The sequence below is a fragment of the Desulfocastanea catecholica genome (genome assembly GCF_054657295.1).
This window is the reverse complement of the sequence record NZ_BAAHYZ010000002.1, coordinates 163,251-181,451: the sequence shown is the minus strand read 5'-3', so window position 1 is coordinate 181,451 and position 18,201 is coordinate 163,251. Positions and strand designations below refer to the sequence as shown.

General features: G+C 54.2%; 11 protein-coding genes. 7 read left to right on the top strand and 4 right to left on the bottom strand.

Annotation, left to right across the window (positions count from 1 at the left end; all coding sequences use genetic code 11):
- Positions 1-30: 30 nt before the first annotated feature.
- The 4 genes from ACYQ8U_RS02490 to hisS form a co-directional block, all read right to left on the bottom strand.
- Entirely contained in the window at positions 31-474 is a 444-nt protein-coding gene (locus ACYQ8U_RS02490) for a hydrogenase iron-sulfur subunit (RefSeq protein ID WP_459943931.1), read from the bottom strand.
- A complete protein-coding gene (locus ACYQ8U_RS02485; RefSeq protein ID WP_459943930.1) occupies positions 474-4,919 on the bottom strand; it encodes an FAD-dependent oxidoreductase in 4,446 nt (1,481 codons plus the stop codon). Before ACYQ8U_RS02485 ends, ACYQ8U_RS02490 begins: the two co-directional genes overlap by 1 nt.
- A gap of 489 nt (positions 4,920-5,408) precedes the next feature.
- On the bottom strand, positions 5,409-7,193 hold the full coding sequence (gene aspS / locus ACYQ8U_RS02480; protein ID WP_459943929.1) for an aspartate--tRNA ligase: 1,785 nt from the start codon (positions 7,191-7,193) through the stop codon (positions 5,409-5,411).
- Between the two features lie 101 nt (positions 7,194-7,294).
- Positions 7,295-8,551, bottom strand: coding sequence for a histidine--tRNA ligase (gene hisS / locus ACYQ8U_RS02475; protein ID WP_459943928.1), 1,257 nt, complete (start codon positions 8,549-8,551; stop codon positions 7,295-7,297).
- 406 nt (positions 8,552-8,957) lie between these two features.
- On the opposite strand from hisS, the gene ACYQ8U_RS02470 reads away from it, so the two are divergent.
- The 7 genes from ACYQ8U_RS02470 to ACYQ8U_RS02440 all read left to right on the top strand — a co-directional run bounded on the left by ACYQ8U_RS02470 (position 8,958) and on the right by ACYQ8U_RS02440 (position 18,195).
- Positions 8,958-9,944, top strand: a complete 987-nt coding sequence (locus ACYQ8U_RS02470) for an NAD(P)H-dependent flavin oxidoreductase (RefSeq protein ID WP_459943927.1) — start codon at positions 8,958-8,960, stop codon at positions 9,942-9,944.
- A gap of 20 nt (positions 9,945-9,964) precedes the next feature.
- Positions 9,965-11,335 (top strand): tRNA nucleotidyltransferase/poly(A) polymerase-related protein, encoded by a 1,371-nt coding sequence (locus tag ACYQ8U_RS02465; RefSeq protein WP_459943926.1) that lies wholly within the window; start codon positions 9,965-9,967, stop codon positions 11,333-11,335.
- A 690-nt stretch (positions 11,336-12,025) separates the two neighbouring features.
- Positions 12,026-13,102, top strand: coding sequence for a hydrogenase small subunit (locus tag ACYQ8U_RS02460; RefSeq protein WP_459943925.1), 1,077 nt, complete (start codon positions 12,026-12,028; stop codon positions 13,100-13,102).
- 108 nt (positions 13,103-13,210) lie between these two features.
- A complete protein-coding gene (locus ACYQ8U_RS02455; RefSeq protein ID WP_459943924.1) occupies positions 13,211-14,911 on the top strand; it encodes a nickel-dependent hydrogenase large subunit in 1,701 nt (566 codons plus the stop codon).
- Between the two features lie 60 nt (positions 14,912-14,971).
- Positions 14,972-15,616, top strand: a complete 645-nt coding sequence (gene cybH / locus ACYQ8U_RS02450; RefSeq protein ID WP_459943923.1) for a Ni/Fe-hydrogenase, b-type cytochrome subunit — start codon at positions 14,972-14,974, stop codon at positions 15,614-15,616.
- Complete coding sequence (gene hypF / locus ACYQ8U_RS02445; RefSeq protein WP_459943922.1) at positions 15,591-17,975, top strand: carbamoyltransferase HypF; 2,385 nt, start codon at positions 15,591-15,593, stop codon at positions 17,973-17,975. Before cybH ends, hypF begins: the two co-directional genes overlap by 26 nt.
- Positions 17,932-18,195, top strand: coding sequence for a HypC/HybG/HupF family hydrogenase formation chaperone (locus ACYQ8U_RS02440; RefSeq protein WP_459943921.1), 264 nt, complete (start codon positions 17,932-17,934; stop codon positions 18,193-18,195). The genes hypF and ACYQ8U_RS02440 overlap by 44 nt, the downstream gene beginning before the upstream one ends.
- Positions 18,196-18,201: the final 6 nt, after the last annotated feature.

Here is an 18,201-nt window from a genome sequence, read left to right as displayed (position 1 = left end):
AAGGTGTTTGTTCCAGGTCAAATCGCCGCATCATGCAGGGGCAGGGACAGCGGCCTTCCTGGGTTTTGCCTTCAGAGGATTGGGTCCGAGGGACAGGATATGTTCGGTCATCTCCTGCGCGTATTTGGCAAAGGTCGGCCCTTCGCCCGACGACAGGTTATACATCCTGACACGGTCGCCTTCGATGCCGATCTCCTCCAGAAGGTCATGGATGTAGTTGACACGTTCCCGGCATCGGAGGTTTCCCTCATTATAATGACAGTTGCCCTCAAGACAGCCAACGCAATAAACCCCGTCGGCACCCTCCTGAAAACACTTAAGCATGTACATAACATCCACTTTGCCGGTACATGGAACTCGGACTATTTTAATGTTCGTAGGGTACGTCAGTCTCATCGAACCTGCCAGGTCCGCTGCAGAGTACCCTCAATAGTCACAACAAAACGCTACAATAGTCGGTTTAAAATCAGCCATTATATTCCCTCCGCCAGCAGAGTTTCAATCTCGCAGGTAATCTGGTTGTCTTCATAGTTGTTGAGGTTGATCGCCTGTCTCGGGCAGACGCAGGCGCATACTCCGCATCCCTGACAGAGTGCCGGATCAATCTGGATCTCTCCTGCCGCCACATTGAACTGCGGCACGCCAAATGGGCAGGACCGGACACAGGTCAGACACTTGACGCAATGATCCGGGAACACCTCAGCCTTGATGGCCGACAGTTTGATCTGATCTTTAGAGAGGAAAGTAACTGCCCGCGATGCAGCGGCGTTGGCCTGTACGATAGCTTCGGAGATCAGTTTCGGGCCATGGGCGGTACCGCATAAGAAGACAGCGTCGGTTCCCATGTCCACTGGTCGCAGCTTGACGTGGGCCTCGAGGAAATACCCCTCGGGATTGGCGTTGAGTTTCATCTTGCTGATCAGGTCATCGGAAACGTTTGGCATAACGCCTGCGGACAGTACCAGGAGATCGGCACATATCTCGATGTCCCGCTGCAGGACATGGTCCTTGACCGTCACCAGCACCCCTTCGTCCGAAGCATTAGCCACGGGTGGGTTTTCCTTATGGTAGCGGATAAAGATGACTCCCTGCTTCCTGGCCTCTGTGTAATAATCTTCCATCTGGCCATAGAGACGCATGTCGCGATAGAGGATAAACACCTGGGTATCCGGACTGTTTTTCTTGATAGCCAGCGCATTCTTTACCGCCGATTGACAGCAGATCCTTGAACAATTGGGCCGCTCGTCATTGCGGGAACCGACGCATTGGATCATAACGACAGAATCCAGACCAGAGGCGCCTTTTTCCGCCAGCCGGTCGCCCAGTTGGGTTTGCGTGACTACCCGGTCGTCTTGCCCGTAGAGGAATTCCTTCGGGGTGTATTCCCCTGCACCGGTGGCGACGATGATGACGCCATGGTCAATTTCCTGCGGTTCTTTCAGTCTGCCGGCCCGAACCACGGTCTTGAAGTTACCTTGAAAACCTTCGAATTGGGCAATCTCTGCATTGGTGAGAACGGTGATTTTTTCATCAGAATTCACCGCCGAGGCAAGCTGATCGACATAGGTCCTGACGTCTGCACCCTCGATGGTATGGTGCAGCTTGAGACCCATACCGCCCAGCTCTCCCTGCTTTTCGATCAGGGTGGATGCAAAACCCTGCCTGGAAAGATCGAGAGCTGCATTCATTCCGGCAATGCCACCGCCTACGACCAGCGCGTGTTTGTTGACCGGAATGACTTTGCCATGCAGTGGCTTTAACTGGACTGCACGGGCAACCGCCATACGGACCAGGTCTTTGGCCTTCTCCGTGGCGAGCTCCGGATTATAGGCATGCACCCAGGAATCCTGATTCCTGATATTGGCCATCTCGAAGAGATATCTGTTCAGCCCGCATGCCTCAAGGGTCTCCATGAACATTGGTGCATGGGTTTTGGGACTGCAGGAGGCGACGACCACCCGATTCAGTTTTTCTTCGAGGATCTTATCCTTGATCTTGGCCTGCGTATCCTGGCTGCAGGTAAACAGATTGTTGTCGGTAAAGACCACTCCCGGCAGGGTCAGTGCATACTCCTGTAAGCCGGGAACATCGACAACACTGGCAATGTTGGAGCCGCAGTTGCAGACAAAGACACCGACCCGCGGTTCCTGGCCGGAGATATCGATCTCTGCAGGAATTTCCACTGTCTTGGTGTCCGTTCCCCGCGCCTCGGCTATCACGCAGCCGGCAAGGCCCGCCGCAGCACTGGCTTCCGTCACTGAAGCAGGAATATCCTTCGGTCCCTGGAAGGTACCGCAGGTGTAGATGCCCGGTCTCGAAGACTCAAGGGGTGCAAAAGGTTCACATTCGATGAACTTGTTCTTGTTGACCTTTATCTCCAGCTTTTTAGCCAGTTCGATAGTTTCCGCAGGAACCTCCAGACCGACGGAGAGAACGAGCATATCGAACTCTTCTTCCTTGAGTACGCCGTTTTCATCGCTAAAACGCAGAATAAGATTTCTGTTTTCCGGATTCTCCGTCACCGAATGAATTCTGGACTGTATAAAACGGACTCCTTCCTTGTCCCTGGCCCGGTTGTAATACTCCTCATAGTCCTTGCCAAAGGAGCGGATGTCCATATAGAAGATGGCCGCATCGAGGTCGCCGCCGGCATGTTCCTTGGCGATCATCGCGTCCTTTATCGCGTACATGCAGCAGACGGAGGAACAATAGCTGTTGCCGCATTTATTGTTGTCCCTCGAGCCGATACACTGCAGCCAGGCGATCTTCTTGGGTTCCTCGTGATCAGACGGCCGAACCAGATGCCCCAGGCAGGGGCCGCCGGAGCTGAGCAGCCGTTCGAACTCCAGGCTGGTCACAACATTGGGATTTTTCTTGTACAGGTAGATATCGGAAAGTGGGGTCGGATCGTATGGTCTGGCACCGGTGGCGAGAATGACCGAACCGACACTGAGATCCTTGTCAACCGGCACCTGGCTGTGATCAATGGCCCCGGCGAGACAGGCATCAAAACACTGGTAGCACTCTGAACAGATACCGCAGCTCATACATCGCTGTGCTTCCTTCTTGGCCATTTCCTCGTCAAATCCGTAGGCAACTTCGAGCCAGTTACCAGCGCGGGCTTCGGGGGCAAGTTGCTTGGCCTTGACGCGCTCAGTGATGCCTTCACCTTCAATAGCAGGTCGTACATATTCCCAGACCTTTTCACGGCCTTCCTTCAGGTCCAGGTTATTTATAAAACGGTGGATGGATATCGCCGCTTCCTTACCGCAGGCAACCGCGTCGACCACGGATTTTGGTCCATAGAAGGCGTCGCCGCCGGCAAAAACCCAGTCGATGGGGGTCTGCAGGGTGACGGGATCCGCCTCCAGACCGCCGGGCCTCGAGATGGCAATCCCCTGATCCTTGATGCCTTCCAGATTGGCGCTCTGGCCGATGGCAATGATCACCGTATCGGCGGTAAAGGTCTGGCAGACGCTCTCGTCATATGCCGGATTGAAGCGGCCGTCTGCATCAAAGACCTGCGTACAGCTCTTGAATTCTATGCCGGAGATTTTCTTTTTAGAATTATCCAGGAAAAGACTCCTGGGGCCGAAGCTGTTGACGATCTCGATATCGTCTTCCAGCGCCTCGGTGATCTCATATTCCCAGGCGGGCATTTCTTCGCGGCGTTCGAGGCAGATAAGCGTTACCTTCTCGGCGCCAAGACGCTTGGCCACCTGGGCCACATCGACGGCAACGTTTCCACCACCGACGACCACGACTTCTTTGCCGACGTCAATTTTTTTACCTTTCGCGGCATCGCGCAGAAAATCGACCCCCTGCAGGACACCCTCGATATCCTCGTTGTCAACGCCAAGCTTTCTGCCGTTGTGCAGGCCGATCGCCAGGAAAGTGGCGGAATAGCCATCTGCTTTCAGGCTTTCCAGAGTGATGTCCTTGCCGAAGGTAACCCCGCATTTGATTTCGGCACCCATCTTCTCGACCACCTTGATTTCGTTGGCCAGGATGTTTCGGGGCAAACGATATGCGGGGATGCCGTAGCGCATCATCCCGCCGGTCTCCTCCTGCTTTTCAAAAATGGTGACATGATAGCCTTGTCGGAGCAATTGATAGGCGGCAGTAACACCGGCGGGACCAGAGCCGATCACCGCGACCTTCTCGCTGCGCTTTGACACCTTAGGCGCGGGTAGGTAAAGCTCACCTTTTTCCAGCTCATAGTCCCCCAGGAAACGGTGCAGTTCGCGGACGGCCAGTGACTGGTCCACCTGGGCACGGGTACATTCACTTTCGCATGGATGGTGACAGACCCGGCCACAGATTCCAGGAAACGGATGCTCTTCCTTAAAAAGCTTCAGCGCCTCGTCATGCCTGCCATCGTTGATCAGGGCGACAAAACCCTGGATGCTGACATGGGCAGGACAGGTTGCCTTACACGGGGCGGTTCCTGATTTATTAATGCCGAAGGCACCGGGGATTGCCTGCGGATACTGTTTGTAGATTGCTTTTCGAAAATCGAGTCTTTCGTTATACTCGTTGGGGACGGAGACAGGGCAGACCTTTGCGCACTCGCCACAGCTGGTGCACTTCAACAGGTCTACATATCTCGGTGTTTGATGAATTTTTGCGGTAAAGTTTCCAGGCTCGCCTTCGACGCCCAAAAGCTCGGTGTTGGTAAGAAGCTCAATATTAAGATGACGGCCGACCTCGACCAGTTTAGGTGAGATTACTCACATTGCACAGTCGTTGGTCGGGAAAGTCTTGTCGAGCTGCGACATGACTCCACCGATGGCGGCCGATTTTTCAACCAGGTAAACGTAATAGCCGGACTCGGCCAGGTCAAGTGATGCCTGCATGCCTGCAATTCCAGCTCCAACAACCATAACCGATCCACTTGTCTTGTTCGTACCAAATTCCATTGATGACTCCTTAAGTGCTTATGGTTAAAAATTTTCGTATACCTCTGTAATGACGTTTTCTGCTGCAGCGAACAACTGCGAAATATCACCGATTTTCGCAAATAGATATCCAGCTGCGGATAACCTCCTTTCTGATTCACAAATTCTTTGTAATTACAATGGGGTGATAATAAATTGCTTCTCAGGCGGTCCTGATAATGCACTTACTCGACCATTGTACTTTGATATCATAGCCCGATGCTAGCGTAAAATTAACATCATATCAATAATATTTATAGACATTCCTCATTTACCTCACATAGCTTTTGCTTTAGCCTGGAATCCAAGCAGCAGATACAGCCGTGACAATAAAGAGAATGGGCGAGATTTCCGATGCAAAGAGCCAAGAAGAGAGTGGCAGAGAGTTGGGCTAAGAAGAGAGGCGCTTGCACCACAGAGAAGACCAGGTGGTCTGCTCTGTGGTGGATGGAATGAACTGATGCTGCCGACCTATTCTTTCCAGTCGGGTCGAATATGCAGCTCGGTCAACTGTTTTCTGGCAACCGCGGCGGGCGCCTCGGTCAGGGGACAGGTGGCCTTCTGGGTTTTCGGGAAGGCGATAACGTTGCGGATCGAATCGCTGCCGGTGATGATCATCAGCAGCCGGTCGAGGCCAAAGGCCAGCCCGCCATGCGGCGGCGCGCCGAGTTCGAGGGCGCGCAGGAGAAAACCGAACTTCTCGTTCGCTTCTTCCGCGCCGATGCCGAGGACATCAAGGACCTTGGACTGCAGGCTCTTCTGATGGATACGGATCGAACCACCGCCGATTTCCGTGCCGTTCAGCACCAGATCATAGGCCCGACTGTAGACGGACGCTGGATCGGTGTCCAGTTTGGCGATATCCTCTTCCCTGGGGGCGGTGAACGGATGATGCAGGGCCTGAAAGCGTTTTTCCTTGTCATCGTATTCCATGAGAGGAAAATCGGTGACCCAGACAAAGTTGAAGTCATCTTTTTGCAACAGGTTCAAGCGCCGGGCAAGTTCCACCCGTAACTCGGAGAGCACCTGCAGGACCACCTTTCGGCTGTCGGCGCCGAAAAAGAGCAGATCCCCTTCCACCGCGTCGGTGGCTGCGGCGATGGTTGCCCGCTCCTCGTCGGTGAAAAACTTGGCGATCGGCGACTGCCATTCGCCATCCGCCTTCATCTTCACCCAGGCCAGCCCCTTGGCGCCGAACTGTGCCACATACTCGGTGAGAAGATCGAGCTCCTTGCGGGTAAAATCGCCACAGCCCTTGGCGTTGATCGCCCGCACCGTCCCGCCCTTGTCGGCAATCGAGCGGAACACCTTGAAACCGCAGCTGGCGGCAATGTCGGTCAGATCGATCAATTCCATACCGAACCGGACATCCGGCCGATCGGTGCCGAAGCGGTTCATCGCCTCATCAAAGGTCAGCCGCGGGAAAGGCGGCGCAAGCTCGACGCCGATGGTCTCCTTGAACAGCCTGGCGATCATCCCTTCGTTGATGGCCATGATCTGCTCTTCATCGACAAAGCTCAGTTCCATATCGATCTGGGTAAATTCCGGCTGCCGGTCGGCGCGCAGGTCTTCATCGCGAAAACATTTGACAATCTGATAATAGCGGTCCATGCCGGCGATCATCAGCAGCTGTTTAAAGAGCTGGGGGGACTGGGGCAGGGCGTAGAACTTGCCGCTGTTGACCCGGCTGGGAACGAGATAGTCGCGGGCGCCCTCGGGGGTGGAACGGGTCAGCATCGGCGTCTCGATATCGAGAAAATCATGCTCGTTGAGATAATTGCGCACCGACTGTACCGCCTTATGGCGCATGATCAGGTTCGCCGCCATCTCCGGTCGGCGCAGGTCGAGATAGCGGTACTGCAGGCGGAGGTTATCCGACACCTCAACCTCCTCATCCAGGGGAAAGGGCGGCGTCTCGCTGCTGTTTAACAGACGCAGCTCCTCGACGAGAATCTCTATCTCCCCGGTCGCCAGTTTTGCATTGGCCATATCGCCCGGTCTTGCTTCGACCCGGCCACGGACCGCCAGCACCCATTCACTGCGGATCTGATGCGCCTTGGCGTGCACTTCCGGGTTGATTTCCGGGTTAAAGACCACCTGGGTGATGCCGTGACGATCGCGCAGGTCAATAAAAATGACGCCGCCGTGGTCACGCCTGCGCAGAACCCAGCCCATCAGGGTTACCTGCTCGCCTACATTTTTTCTGCCGAGAGCATTGCATGAATGCGTCCGGCTCAACTTGCCCATTGATTCCATAATGTATTAATCTGTTGAATTTTTCTCTATCAAGCGCTGTCCCTGTCCGAAAAAATGCACCGATGCTCCTCCAGCCTGGACAGCTGAATGTTCTTTACCATTTATTTTGTAAGGAGACACTCGGCAATTGCCGAGGCCGACAGGGCAATATCCTGCTGTTCCTCTTTATTCAGCATATTTCGGAGAATACCCTTGCCCAGGGCCAGCTCATCATCACCAATAATAAGGACAAAGCGCGCTCCGGCCTTATCGGCCTGCTTCATCTGGCTCTTCAGACTGCGCCCCTCGTAGTCCATGGCGACGGAAAATTTCCTGGCCCGCATCTCATGGACCAGGCCAAAGCCCGCCCGGGAGGCCTGCTGACCGATCCCGGCGACAAAAAGATCGACTTTATCCTCTTCAACCGAGAATTTTTCCTGCTGCTGCAGCAGAAGAACCAGCCGCTCCATGCCCATGGCAAAACCGATGCCGGGACTGTTTTTCGGCCCGCCAAGGGTTTCGACGAGTCCGTCGTATCTGCCTCCCGCAGCCACAGCCGCCTGGGCACCCAGATCCGAGGTAATAAATTCGAAGGTCGTACGACAGTAATAGTCCAGGCCGCGCACCATGAATTTATTCAGCCGGTAGGTAACCCCCAGCTGCTGCAGACCGGCCTGGACCTGCTCGAAGTGATCTTTGCACGGGCCGCACAGGTGCTCGAGCAGGGAAGGTGCATCGAGAATCTGCTCCCGACAGGAAGGAACCTTGCAGTCGAGGACCCGTAGGGGGTTGGTGATACTCCTTCTTTTGCAGTCGCCGCAAAGTGCCTCGTGTCGCTCTTCTATAAAGGCGAGCAACCGGGCCCGATAACCGGGCCGACATTCGGGGCAGCCGAGAGAATTAAGCTCCAGGCTCACATTTATGCCCAGCTCGGCAAAGAGCATGGCCGCCATAGCCATCAGCTCGGTATCGACCAAAGGGTTATCCGTGCCGAGCACCTCGATATCCATCTGATGAAACTGCCTGAGTCTGCCTTTCTGGGGCCGCTCATGGCGAAACATCGGTCCGATGGTGAACAGACGCTGCACCGGTTTCTGCACATAGAGACCATGTTCTATATAGGCGCGGAGTAAAGAAGCGGTGGCCTCGGGCCGCATGGTTATTTTTTTGTCGACAAAGGTATACATCTCTTTTTCGACAATGTCGGTTGTTTCGCCGATGGACCTTGCAAACAGTTCGGTTTCTTCGAGAATGGGCAGACGAATCTCGCGGAAATGAAATCGGTCGAATACCTCTCTTGCCACTCTTTCAAGGTACTGCCACAGCTCAACCTCACCCGGCACAATATCCTTAAAGCCTTTCAGGGCCTTGATTTTCAAAACAGTCTCCAATTATAATTTATGGCGTTGTAATCGCAGAAAAACGAAAAACAGGTATAATTTAAACCAAAAACTGCGAACTTAACTGCAATTTTGTTGTTTTGTCAAGTTTACCCCCGGCCAATCTCCAGAAAATCATGCACTTTTTTCCGCGGCAGGAGTTGTATTCCGGGCATTTCAGATAAATTGACGCTCATCTATTGACCGCAGAGTAGACCACATACTACTCTTGACAAAATCAGGCAAGAAGTGCATTATCTCATTTCTCATATGTATTTTTCAAACCCCGACAGACGGGAATTTTTATTATACCCCCTTGTGGGGTGCTTTTTTTCAGTACCCACGCAAGGGGTACAAGTGCATTCAGACAATAATTGCCTGGGGCACTAAAAGGAGTATTCACTGCATGCAGCTACCCTCACTCACAATTGCCAATCTCAAAGCTTCTTTCCCCTTGATTCAAGGAGGGATGTCCATCCGGGTATCCACCTCGGCACTTGCCATCCCGGTGGCCAATTGTGGCGGAATCGGGGTTATTGGCGGCTCCGGTATCCCGCCGGAAGAACTTCGCGATGATATCAAAAAGGCCAAAGCGGCGACGAACGGCATTATAGCCGTCAATATCATGTACGCCATGAAGGATTTTTACAATCTAGTCACAACCTCCATTGACGCCGGGATCGACATGATCATTACCGGTGCCGGTTTTTCCCGGGATATCTTTAAAATCGGCCGGGAACGCAACACCCCTATCGTCATGATCGTCAGTTCTCCGACCCTGGCTAAACTCTCCGAAAAACTCGGTGCCTCCGCGGTTATCGTTGAAGCCAAGGAGGCCGGAGGCCATCTCGGCACCGACAAACCCTTGCGGGAAATCTTCCCACCCATCCGTGATATCGTCAAAAACATCCCGCTTATCGCCGCAGGTGGTATCACCAACGGTTATGAAATGGCCGAAATGATGGACAAATACGGTGCCGACGGGGTGCAGATCGCCTCCCGGTTCGTCCTCAGTGAAGAATGTGATATCGCCGACGAGTTCAAGCAGGCCTATCTCAATGCCAAAAAAGAAGACATCGTTCTTACCTCCTCCCCGGTCGGGATGCCCGGACGCGCCATCAACAACCCCTTCGTCCAGGCGCTGAATGCCGGGGAAGATGTGAGCATAAAAAAATGTCCGCATGTCTGTCTGAAAAAATGCAACCATCGCTATTGCATCAATGAACGCCTGATGCTGTCTCGCACGGGTAATGTCCGTGATGGCCTAATTTTTTCCGGTGAAAACACCTACAAAATGGACAAAATCCTCTCCGTTGCCGAGATCTTCCGACAATTTAAGGAACAGGCGGAATCCGTGTATAAAGAAGGAAGAGGATTCAATCCGGCACTGTGACATCTATCTCCAGCTCAACCATGCGTTCTCTTGACGAAATCGATGAATCTGCCGATGCGGCCCTGCCGGGTCTCGAGCGGATAATTCCCCCGGAAAACCATCCGATCACCGCCGAGATGATCGATCGAGATGCGCTGTACATCCTCAGAAAACTGCGTGATGCCGGATTTGCCGGTTACCTGGTCGGCGGTGGGGTGCGTGATCTCTACCTCGGCAAAACACCGAAAGATTTTGATATCAGCACCGATGCACGGCCCGGCCAACTGCGCAAACTCTTCCCGAACAGCAATACCATCGGTCGAAGATTCCGGTTGGTGCAGATCTTTTTCCGGGGTGGCAAAACCATTGAAATAAGTACGCTCCGCTCTCTCAGCGAGCACGACCTCGACGGCCCCGAAGCCGTCCTTGCCCCGAACAACACCTTTGGTACGCTCAGCGAGGATGCCCGACGTCGTGACCTCACCATCAACTCACTTTTTTTCGAAATTGAAACCAGCACCATTATAGACTACGTCAACGGCAGCCAGGACCTCGACCAGGGCATAATCCGCATTGTCGGAGAACCGGCCAAGCGCATAAGCCATGATCCGGTGCGAATGTTGCGGGCGATCCGTCATGCGGCAAGAATCAATTTCACTATAGAGGAACAGACCTGGAAGGCGCTCTGCAGCAACAGCGACAAGCTGTCCCTCTGTCCTCCTTCGAGACTGCGTGACGAATTTCTCAAGGATCTCTACAGTGGGGCCGCAGCGGCCTGGCTTGAACTGGCCGTCGATTCGGGCCTGCTGTTCGCCCTCTTCCCCTTCTATCGAAAAATATTAGCCGGTAATGGTCCTGCGGCCGCTCCTTCCCGAACGCTGCTCAGCGGAATCTGCCAAACCATCGACCGCATCAACAGTCTGTCGCTGGAACTGAAAATCCATCGCCAGCCGGATTTTGTTCTTCTTGGCCTGTTTCTTATTCCTTGGGTGGAAGCCCGGTTCCAGTTGATCAGTCAGTTTCGCAAAGGAGCACCGCTGTTTCAACTGGCAAAACAGATCCGTGAAGAAATTGATCAGACAATCGGCATCCAGCTCAACCTGCGCCGCTCACTGCGGCAGGAAATGGTCAGCCTGCTAATAAACCTGTCACAGCTGATTCACAACAAACAGCAAAACAGCTGGCCAAAGTGGTTGAAGAGAAAAAGCTATTTTAAAAAATCTCTACTCTTCTACCATTTTTACATGGCTGCCGGCACCGGCACCTCCATTGACCACCTGTTTGCAGGAGAACCGGTTATGCCGCCTGCGGCCGAGGAAATCAACACCTTCAACAAAGAACCTCTCCCTCCCAGGAGCAGGCCGGCCTTTGCCCAAAAAAGTAAAGGCGGCATCTTCGGTTTCAAGAAATAAGCCTCCCTTACCAGGCAGACAGATTCTTTTGCCGCCCGGACTTTATATCACCCTCATCAGCATCATTTCCCTGCTTTTACACCTGTTTCCGCTCTCTTTACGACAGCGTGCTGCCAGGCACTTTCTCCCGGTGCATTCTCGCCAAATACAGTTAATCTGGTCGGATTGTGCAACCAAAAATATCGCACAAACCATTACTTCACGCTATGCGTGTTGTGCACTAAAGCAAATTGTTCGACAATAACCTGAAAACAAAAGTTAATCGTTACAAAATGATCTTGATTTAGTACTACGTTGGTGTTAATTTTATACAATTTTCTTTCGCAAGACACTGTTCGCACAATTGTTTCGATGTCCACTTTCAACGTTTTTATGCACTTTTCGCACAATGACGCACACAATTACCCCACATTCACTTTCGAGCAGTGAAATATCGCCGTCGACAACTCCCCGCCGTTCCGTTCTTTTCCACAGGAAGAACAGCCATCACCCTTCTTCAGAAACCAGACTACATCCTTACTTCTTCTCAGGCACCATGCCTAACAGAGGAGTTTGTTTTCCACATAATTACCAAGCCGGGCCGGCTTGGCTTTTCTACCCGTATTCTTTTAATTTTATTTTCGGCTATGCTCATGCCGAACTATCGCGCACTGGCGCACAATTGTTGTCACACAGCAAGAGGAGGTTGATATGGCAGACACTGTAAAAAAGGCGCTGGATCCGCAACTTGATCGGCGTGGATTCCTCAAGGGGTGCACCATGGCGGCAGCCGCTTTAGGTATGTCCGAGGCGATGATTCCTCAACTCGTCGAAGCGGCGGCAACCGCTGAACGGCCACGCGTCATCTGGCTCCATTTCCAGGAATGCACCGGCTGTACGGAAAGCTTACTGCGCTCTTCCCACCCGGATCTGGCTCGTTTGATACTTGATATCATTTCTCTTGATTACCACGAAACAGTGATGGCCGCGGCAGGCCATCAGGCTGAACAAAATCTCCATGACACGGTGGACAACCACCCGTTCATTCTCGTAGTCGAAGGCGGCATCCCCACCAAGGACGGCGGCATCTACTGTAAGATAGGTGGAAAAACCGCCATGGACATCCTGGCGGAAGTCGCCCCCAAGGCTTCAGCGATCATCGCTATCGGCACCTGCGCAACCTTCGGCGGCGTTCAGGCCGCAGCACCCAATCCGACCGGTTCCGTCGGGGTACAGGATCTGGTGAGCGGCGTTCCTCTTGTCAACATTTCCGGGTGTCCGCCTAATCCGATTTCTTTCCTCGGCACCATCCTCCACTATCTGACCTTCAAAAGACTCCCTGCTCTTGACAATCTGAACCGACCGCTCTTTGCCTATGGCCGAAGAATACACGACCATTGCGAACGCCGCGCCCATTTTGACGAAGGTCGCTTTGTTGAGCAATACGGCGATGCGTACCATAAGCTCGGCTATTGCCTCTACAAAGTTGGCTGCAAGGGCCCGGAGACCTTTTCCAACTGCCCGGCGGTCCGTTTCAATGACGTCGATGTCTGGCCGGTCAGTGTCGGCCATGGCTGCATCGGCTGCACCGAACCGAATTTCTGGGATACCATGACGCCATTTTACGAAAGGCTGCCGATGGTAAAAATTCCCGCCACCGGCATTGTCGGCAGCGCCGACAAGATCGGCAAGACCGTTTTAGGTGTTACGGCCGCTGCGGTCGGCATTCATGCGGCAGTCGGCATCGGTAAGCGGCTGATCAAGGGCAAGAACAACGACAACGCCTAGCGACAGGGCAAAGAACAGCAGGTCACTTGCGATATTCTTTTTACCGGCGCCTGCAAGCAGAACATTCTGCGGTGTCTGGTGGTCTAATTTTATATGGAGGTTTTACCCATGGCTCAGCGAATTACCATCGATCCAATCACCCGGATTGAGGGTCACCTAAGAATAGATATCGAAGTTGACGGCGGCCTGGTCACCAAGGCGTGGTCGTCCGGCCAGATGTACCGTGGTCTCGAGAACATTCTCAAAGGCCGTGATCCTCGCGATGCCTGGCTTTTCGTCCAGCGTATCTGCGGCGTCTGCACTACCGTTCATGCCCTGGCTTCGGTTCGTGCCGTGGAAAACGCCCTTGGCCTGGAAATCCCGCTCAACGCCCAGCTCATCCGTAATATGGTCCAGTCGATTCATTGTCTGCATGACCATATCGTCCACTTCTACGCCCTGTCCGCCCTTGACTGGGTTGATGTTGTTTCTGCTCTGGATGCTGATCCGGTGGCCACCGCCAAGCTGGCCGACAGCCTCTCGGACTGGCCCGGCAACAGCCCGAAGCGGTTTACTGCGGTAAAAGAGAAACTCAAAGGCCTGGTGGCCAGTGGCCAGCTCGGACCTTTCGCCAATGCCTACTGGGGCCATTCGGCCATGAAGCTGCCGCCGGAAGCAAACCTCATGGCGGTTTCCCATTATCTCGAAGCCCTCGACTATCAGCGTAAGGCCACCCAGGCCCTGGCCATCATCGGCGGCAAGAACCCCCATGTACAGAATCTCTCGGTCGGTGGCGTCACCACCAATATCAACCCGGAGAATCAGACCGCTGTCACCATGGAACGTCTCTACTATGTCAAACAGCTGGTAGAAGAAGTCAGAGATTTTATTAAAATGGTCTACATCACCGATGTTGTTGCCGTCGGCGCCCTGTATGCCGACTGGCTGCCCTACGGTGCCGGCGTGACCAACTATCTGGCAGCACCGGATATGTTCCTCGATGCCGCCGGAACCAAAGCCGATCTGCCCGGCGGCACCGTTTTCGACGGCGACCTCGGCACCATCAAACCGATCATCGGCCTCGCCGATCCATACTTCATGGAAAATGTTGAAGAGTCGATTGCCAGGGCCTGGTATGACGGCGACTGGTCGAAACATCCATGGGAATCGACAACTGATCCAAAGTACACCGACTTTGAAGACGAAGGTCGCTATACCTGGCTGAAGGCCCCGCGTTTTCAGGGCAAACCGATGCAGGTCGGTCCTCTGGCCCAGATGGTTGTCGGCTACGCCCAGGGTCATGAATTGACGGTGAAGAGCGTCGACGCCTGCCTCAGCCGCATCAGTGCGGTTGCCGGGGTAAAGGTAGGACCGGAGATCCTGCACAGCACTATCGGACGCCATGCCGGCCGCGCAGTCCGCGCCGGAATGATGGCCGATCTTGCCCTGAAGCACTGGGAACTGCTGGTCAACAATATCGCCACCGGGGATTACGAGATATTCAATCCGCCCGTCTTCCCGAAAGGCGAACAGCGCGGGGTTGGTGTCCACGAAGCGCCACGGGGTCTGTTATCCCACTGGATCGTCATCCAGGACGGCAAAATCAAAAACTACCAGTGTGTCGTGCCTTCCACCTGGAACGCCGGTCCACGCGATGCGGCAGGCCAGCCCGGACCCTACGAGGCCTCGCTGGTGGGCAATCCTATTGCTGATCCGGAACGACCTCTTGAGGTTCTCCGCACCGTGCATTCTTTTGATCCATGTATTGCCTGCGCTATACATATGCTCGACCCTGAAGGGAAGGAAGTTATCAAAGTGAAAGCAATGTAAGCTGGATTTCACCTCACGTAAAACTTTTCTTTCCGGCTCAAACCGTGGGAGGTTACAAGAATGGCAACTTATGAGAGATATCAGTGCTGGAGTCTGTTGCTTCGGCTGTTCCACTGGATGTTTGCCCTGTCTATCGTTTTTCTGGTGGTCACAGGTTTTTACATCAACAATCCGTGGACAAACACCATGATCGAAGGAAGCGCAAGCTTCCCGATGGCAACGATGCGCTACATACATTATATTGCAGCATATGTCTTAGCTTCCGCCGTGCTGATCAGGCTTTTTCTCTATATTTTCGGCAATGCCCAGGAGAGAATCTGGGATATCCTGCCGATTACCAGGCGAAATCTGAACAACATAAAGATAACCTTGCTGCAGTACAGCTATATCAGCGACAAGCACGACGAACGACTCGGCCACAACATCCTCGCCGGGCTGGCGTATTTACTCACCATTATCGCCGCTCTGCTGATGATTGTCAGTGGCTTTTATATGCTCTACCCGGAATCTGTTTTCTGGGCGAAATGGGGTGTGCTCCTGTTCGGCAGCCAGCAGTTTGCCCGCTTTCTCCACCATCTCACTATGTGGTGGTTTATGATCTTTGCCGTCGTCCATATCTATCTGTGCATATGGAACGACTGCATAGAGCCAGAGGGATTAATTTCCTCGATCTTTACCGGTGCAAAATTTAAACACAAAGCATAAGCAGCAAAGGGTCGAAATTCTCGTTCGGGGCACTGTCCAGGGCGTCGGGTTTCGGCCCTTTATCTACAACCTGGCCTCTCGTCTGGCGATTTCCGGCACGGTGACCAACACCAGCGACGGGGTGGTCATCACTGCTACGGCGCAAGACGACAGACTGCAGCATTTTCTCCAGGCCATAGAGGAACAGGCCCCGCCACTGGCGAGGATAATCTCCATTGAAAGCCATCCCCTGCCCCTTGACCGAGAAGCAACCGAGGCATCTTTTTCCATTTCACCAAGTGTCGCCGGTATCTCGGCAAACACCGCCATTCCCCCTGATATTGCCCTGTGCAGCGACTGCCTCGGCGAGCTGCTCGACCCCGGCGACAGACGGTTTCACTACCCTTTCATCAACTGCACCAACTGCGGCCCGCGCTTTACCATCGTCGAAACCATCCCCTACGACCGGCCGCAGACCTCGATGAAGGTCTTTCCGATGTGCACAGCCTGCACCGAGGAATACCACGATCCTGGCAAGAGAAGATTCCACGCCCAACCAAACGCCTGTCCCGACTGCGGGCCGAATATTTCCCTGCACCACGGTGATGGACACGGTCTGGCCACCGCCTCACCCCTGGCGGAAACCGCCGCTGCGTTAAAAGATGGACGGGTTCTGGCCATCCGCGGCCTGGGCGGTTTTCATCTGTCGGTGAACGCCTGTTCGGTTGACGCGGTCGCCTTGCTCCGCCTGCGAAAAGGGCGTCCCGACAAACCACTGGCTGTCATGGTGGCAAATATCGAGGCGGCGAAAAAATTCTGCGCTGTCGATTTGCCGGACCAGGCGCTTCTGATTTCGCCGGAACAGCCGATAGTTCTCCTTAAAAAACGCACCCAGACCGGGCTTGTCGATAACCTTGCACCGGGGATGGAGGAGATCGGCGTGATGCTGCCCTACACTCCGCTGCATCACCTGCTCTTTCAGCAGAACGACTGCCCCGAGGCACTGGTCATGACCTCGGGCAATAGCAGCGGCAGCCCTCTGTGCACCACAAATGACGCCGCCCTGGCGCAGCTTTCGACCATTGCCGATCTGTTTCTTTTGCATAACCGGGAGATCGTCACCCGGGTCGACGACTCGGTGATGAAGGTGGTCGCCGAACAACCCTTTCTCTTGCGCCGGGCCCGGGGCTTTGCCCCCGCGCCCATCCAGGTGGCCTGCCGGCTGCCGAATATCCTCGGCTGCGGTGCAGGATTGAAAAACACCTTCAGCCTCGGCCGCAACCGGAGTGTCCTGGTCAGCCAGCACATCGGCGACCTCGACAACCTGGCCACCTACGATTTTTACCAGGAATCGATAGAACACCTGAAAAAGGTCTTTCAACTCAAACCGGAGGCGGTCGCCTGCGACCTGCACCCGGACTATCTGAGCAGCAGATATGCAGCCGAATGCAGACTGCCGCTCTACAAAATCCAGCACCATCACGCCCACGCCGTGGCCGTCATGGCCGAACATGGTCTCGACGAACCGGTCCTGGCGGTCATCCTCGATGGAACCGGCCTGGGCGAAGACGGCACGATCTGGGGCGGCGAAATCCTCAGGGCGGAATTAACCTCCTATGAACGCCTGGGTCATCTCAGCCCCCTGCATCTTCCGGGCGGCGACGCGGCCACCACCGAACCATGGCGCATGGCCCTGTCAGCCCTCTTCCACAGCTTCGGCGCCGAGGGGATCAGCCGCGATCGACTGCCGCAGACCCTCCGCCGACTGGACGATACCCACCTGCGCGTTCTCTCTACCATGCTGCAAGGTGGTTTCAATTCCCCCCTCACTTCCAGCTGCGGTCGGCTTTTTGACGCCATCGCCGGTCTTCTTGGCCTGCGTCAGCGCATCACTTTTGAAGGCCAGGCGGCCATGGAACTGGAAACGCTGGCCAAAAGGGGGTGCACTCACTCCTGGGTCGATGATATTTTGCCCAATTCGCACACGGATATTTTACCTACTTTGCGTGAAAATAACGGAAAATGGGAGATTTGTTCAGCAGAATTTGTTAAAAGAGTGGTCGATGGAATAAGCCGAGATGAGCCGCAATCCAATATCGCCTTAGAATTCCATACGATGCTTATCGGCAGCATCACCCGACTGATAGAAAACCTTTCCCTTCAGACCGGCATCCAAAAGGTTGTGCTTTCTGGAGGATGTATGCAAAACAGCCTGCTCCTTGCCGGTCTTCTGCATACCTTGACACGGATTCATTTAGACGTTTTCACCGGACAATCGCTGCCGCTCAACGACGGGGCGATTTCCTTCGGTCAGACAATTATAGGAGGTCTGCGCCATGTGTCTCGCCATTCCCATGCGGGTAACCAGCGTCCAGGGTGACCCGGACGACTTCACCAGCAATCAGATAGCCACGGTTGATACCGACGGCATCAGTAAAGAGGTCCGTCTGGACATCGTCGACCACTGGCCGTCCGTCGGTGACTATGTCATCATACATGCCGGCTTTGCCATCCATTCGCTGGTCGAGGAAGAGGCATTGAAAAATATTGCTCTGTTGCGTGAACTCTCGGAAAACACCCCGGAAGAGTTACTTTCCTGACCCAGG

Excerpts from the sequence above, each read along its gene's own strand:
- aspS (WP_459943929.1), bottom strand. The coding sequence starts at position 7,193 with ATGGAATCAATGGGCAAGTTGAGCCGGACGCATTCATGCAATGCTCTC.
- ACYQ8U_RS02470 (WP_459943927.1), top strand. The coding sequence starts at position 8,958 with ATGCAGCTACCCTCACTCACAATTGCCAATCTCAAAGCTTCTTTCCCC.
- ACYQ8U_RS02465 (WP_459943926.1), top strand. The coding sequence starts at position 9,965 with ATGCGTTCTCTTGACGAAATCGATGAATCTGCCGATGCGGCCCTGCCG.
- ACYQ8U_RS02460 (WP_459943925.1), top strand. The coding sequence starts at position 12,026 with ATGGCAGACACTGTAAAAAAGGCGCTGGATCCGCAACTTGATCGGCGT.
- ACYQ8U_RS02455 (WP_459943924.1), top strand. The coding sequence starts at position 13,211 with ATGGCTCAGCGAATTACCATCGATCCAATCACCCGGATTGAGGGTCAC.
- cybH (WP_459943923.1), top strand. The coding sequence starts at position 14,972 with ATGGCAACTTATGAGAGATATCAGTGCTGGAGTCTGTTGCTTCGGCTG.
- ACYQ8U_RS02440 (WP_459943921.1), top strand. The coding sequence starts at position 17,932 with ATGTGTCTCGCCATTCCCATGCGGGTAACCAGCGTCCAGGGTGACCCG.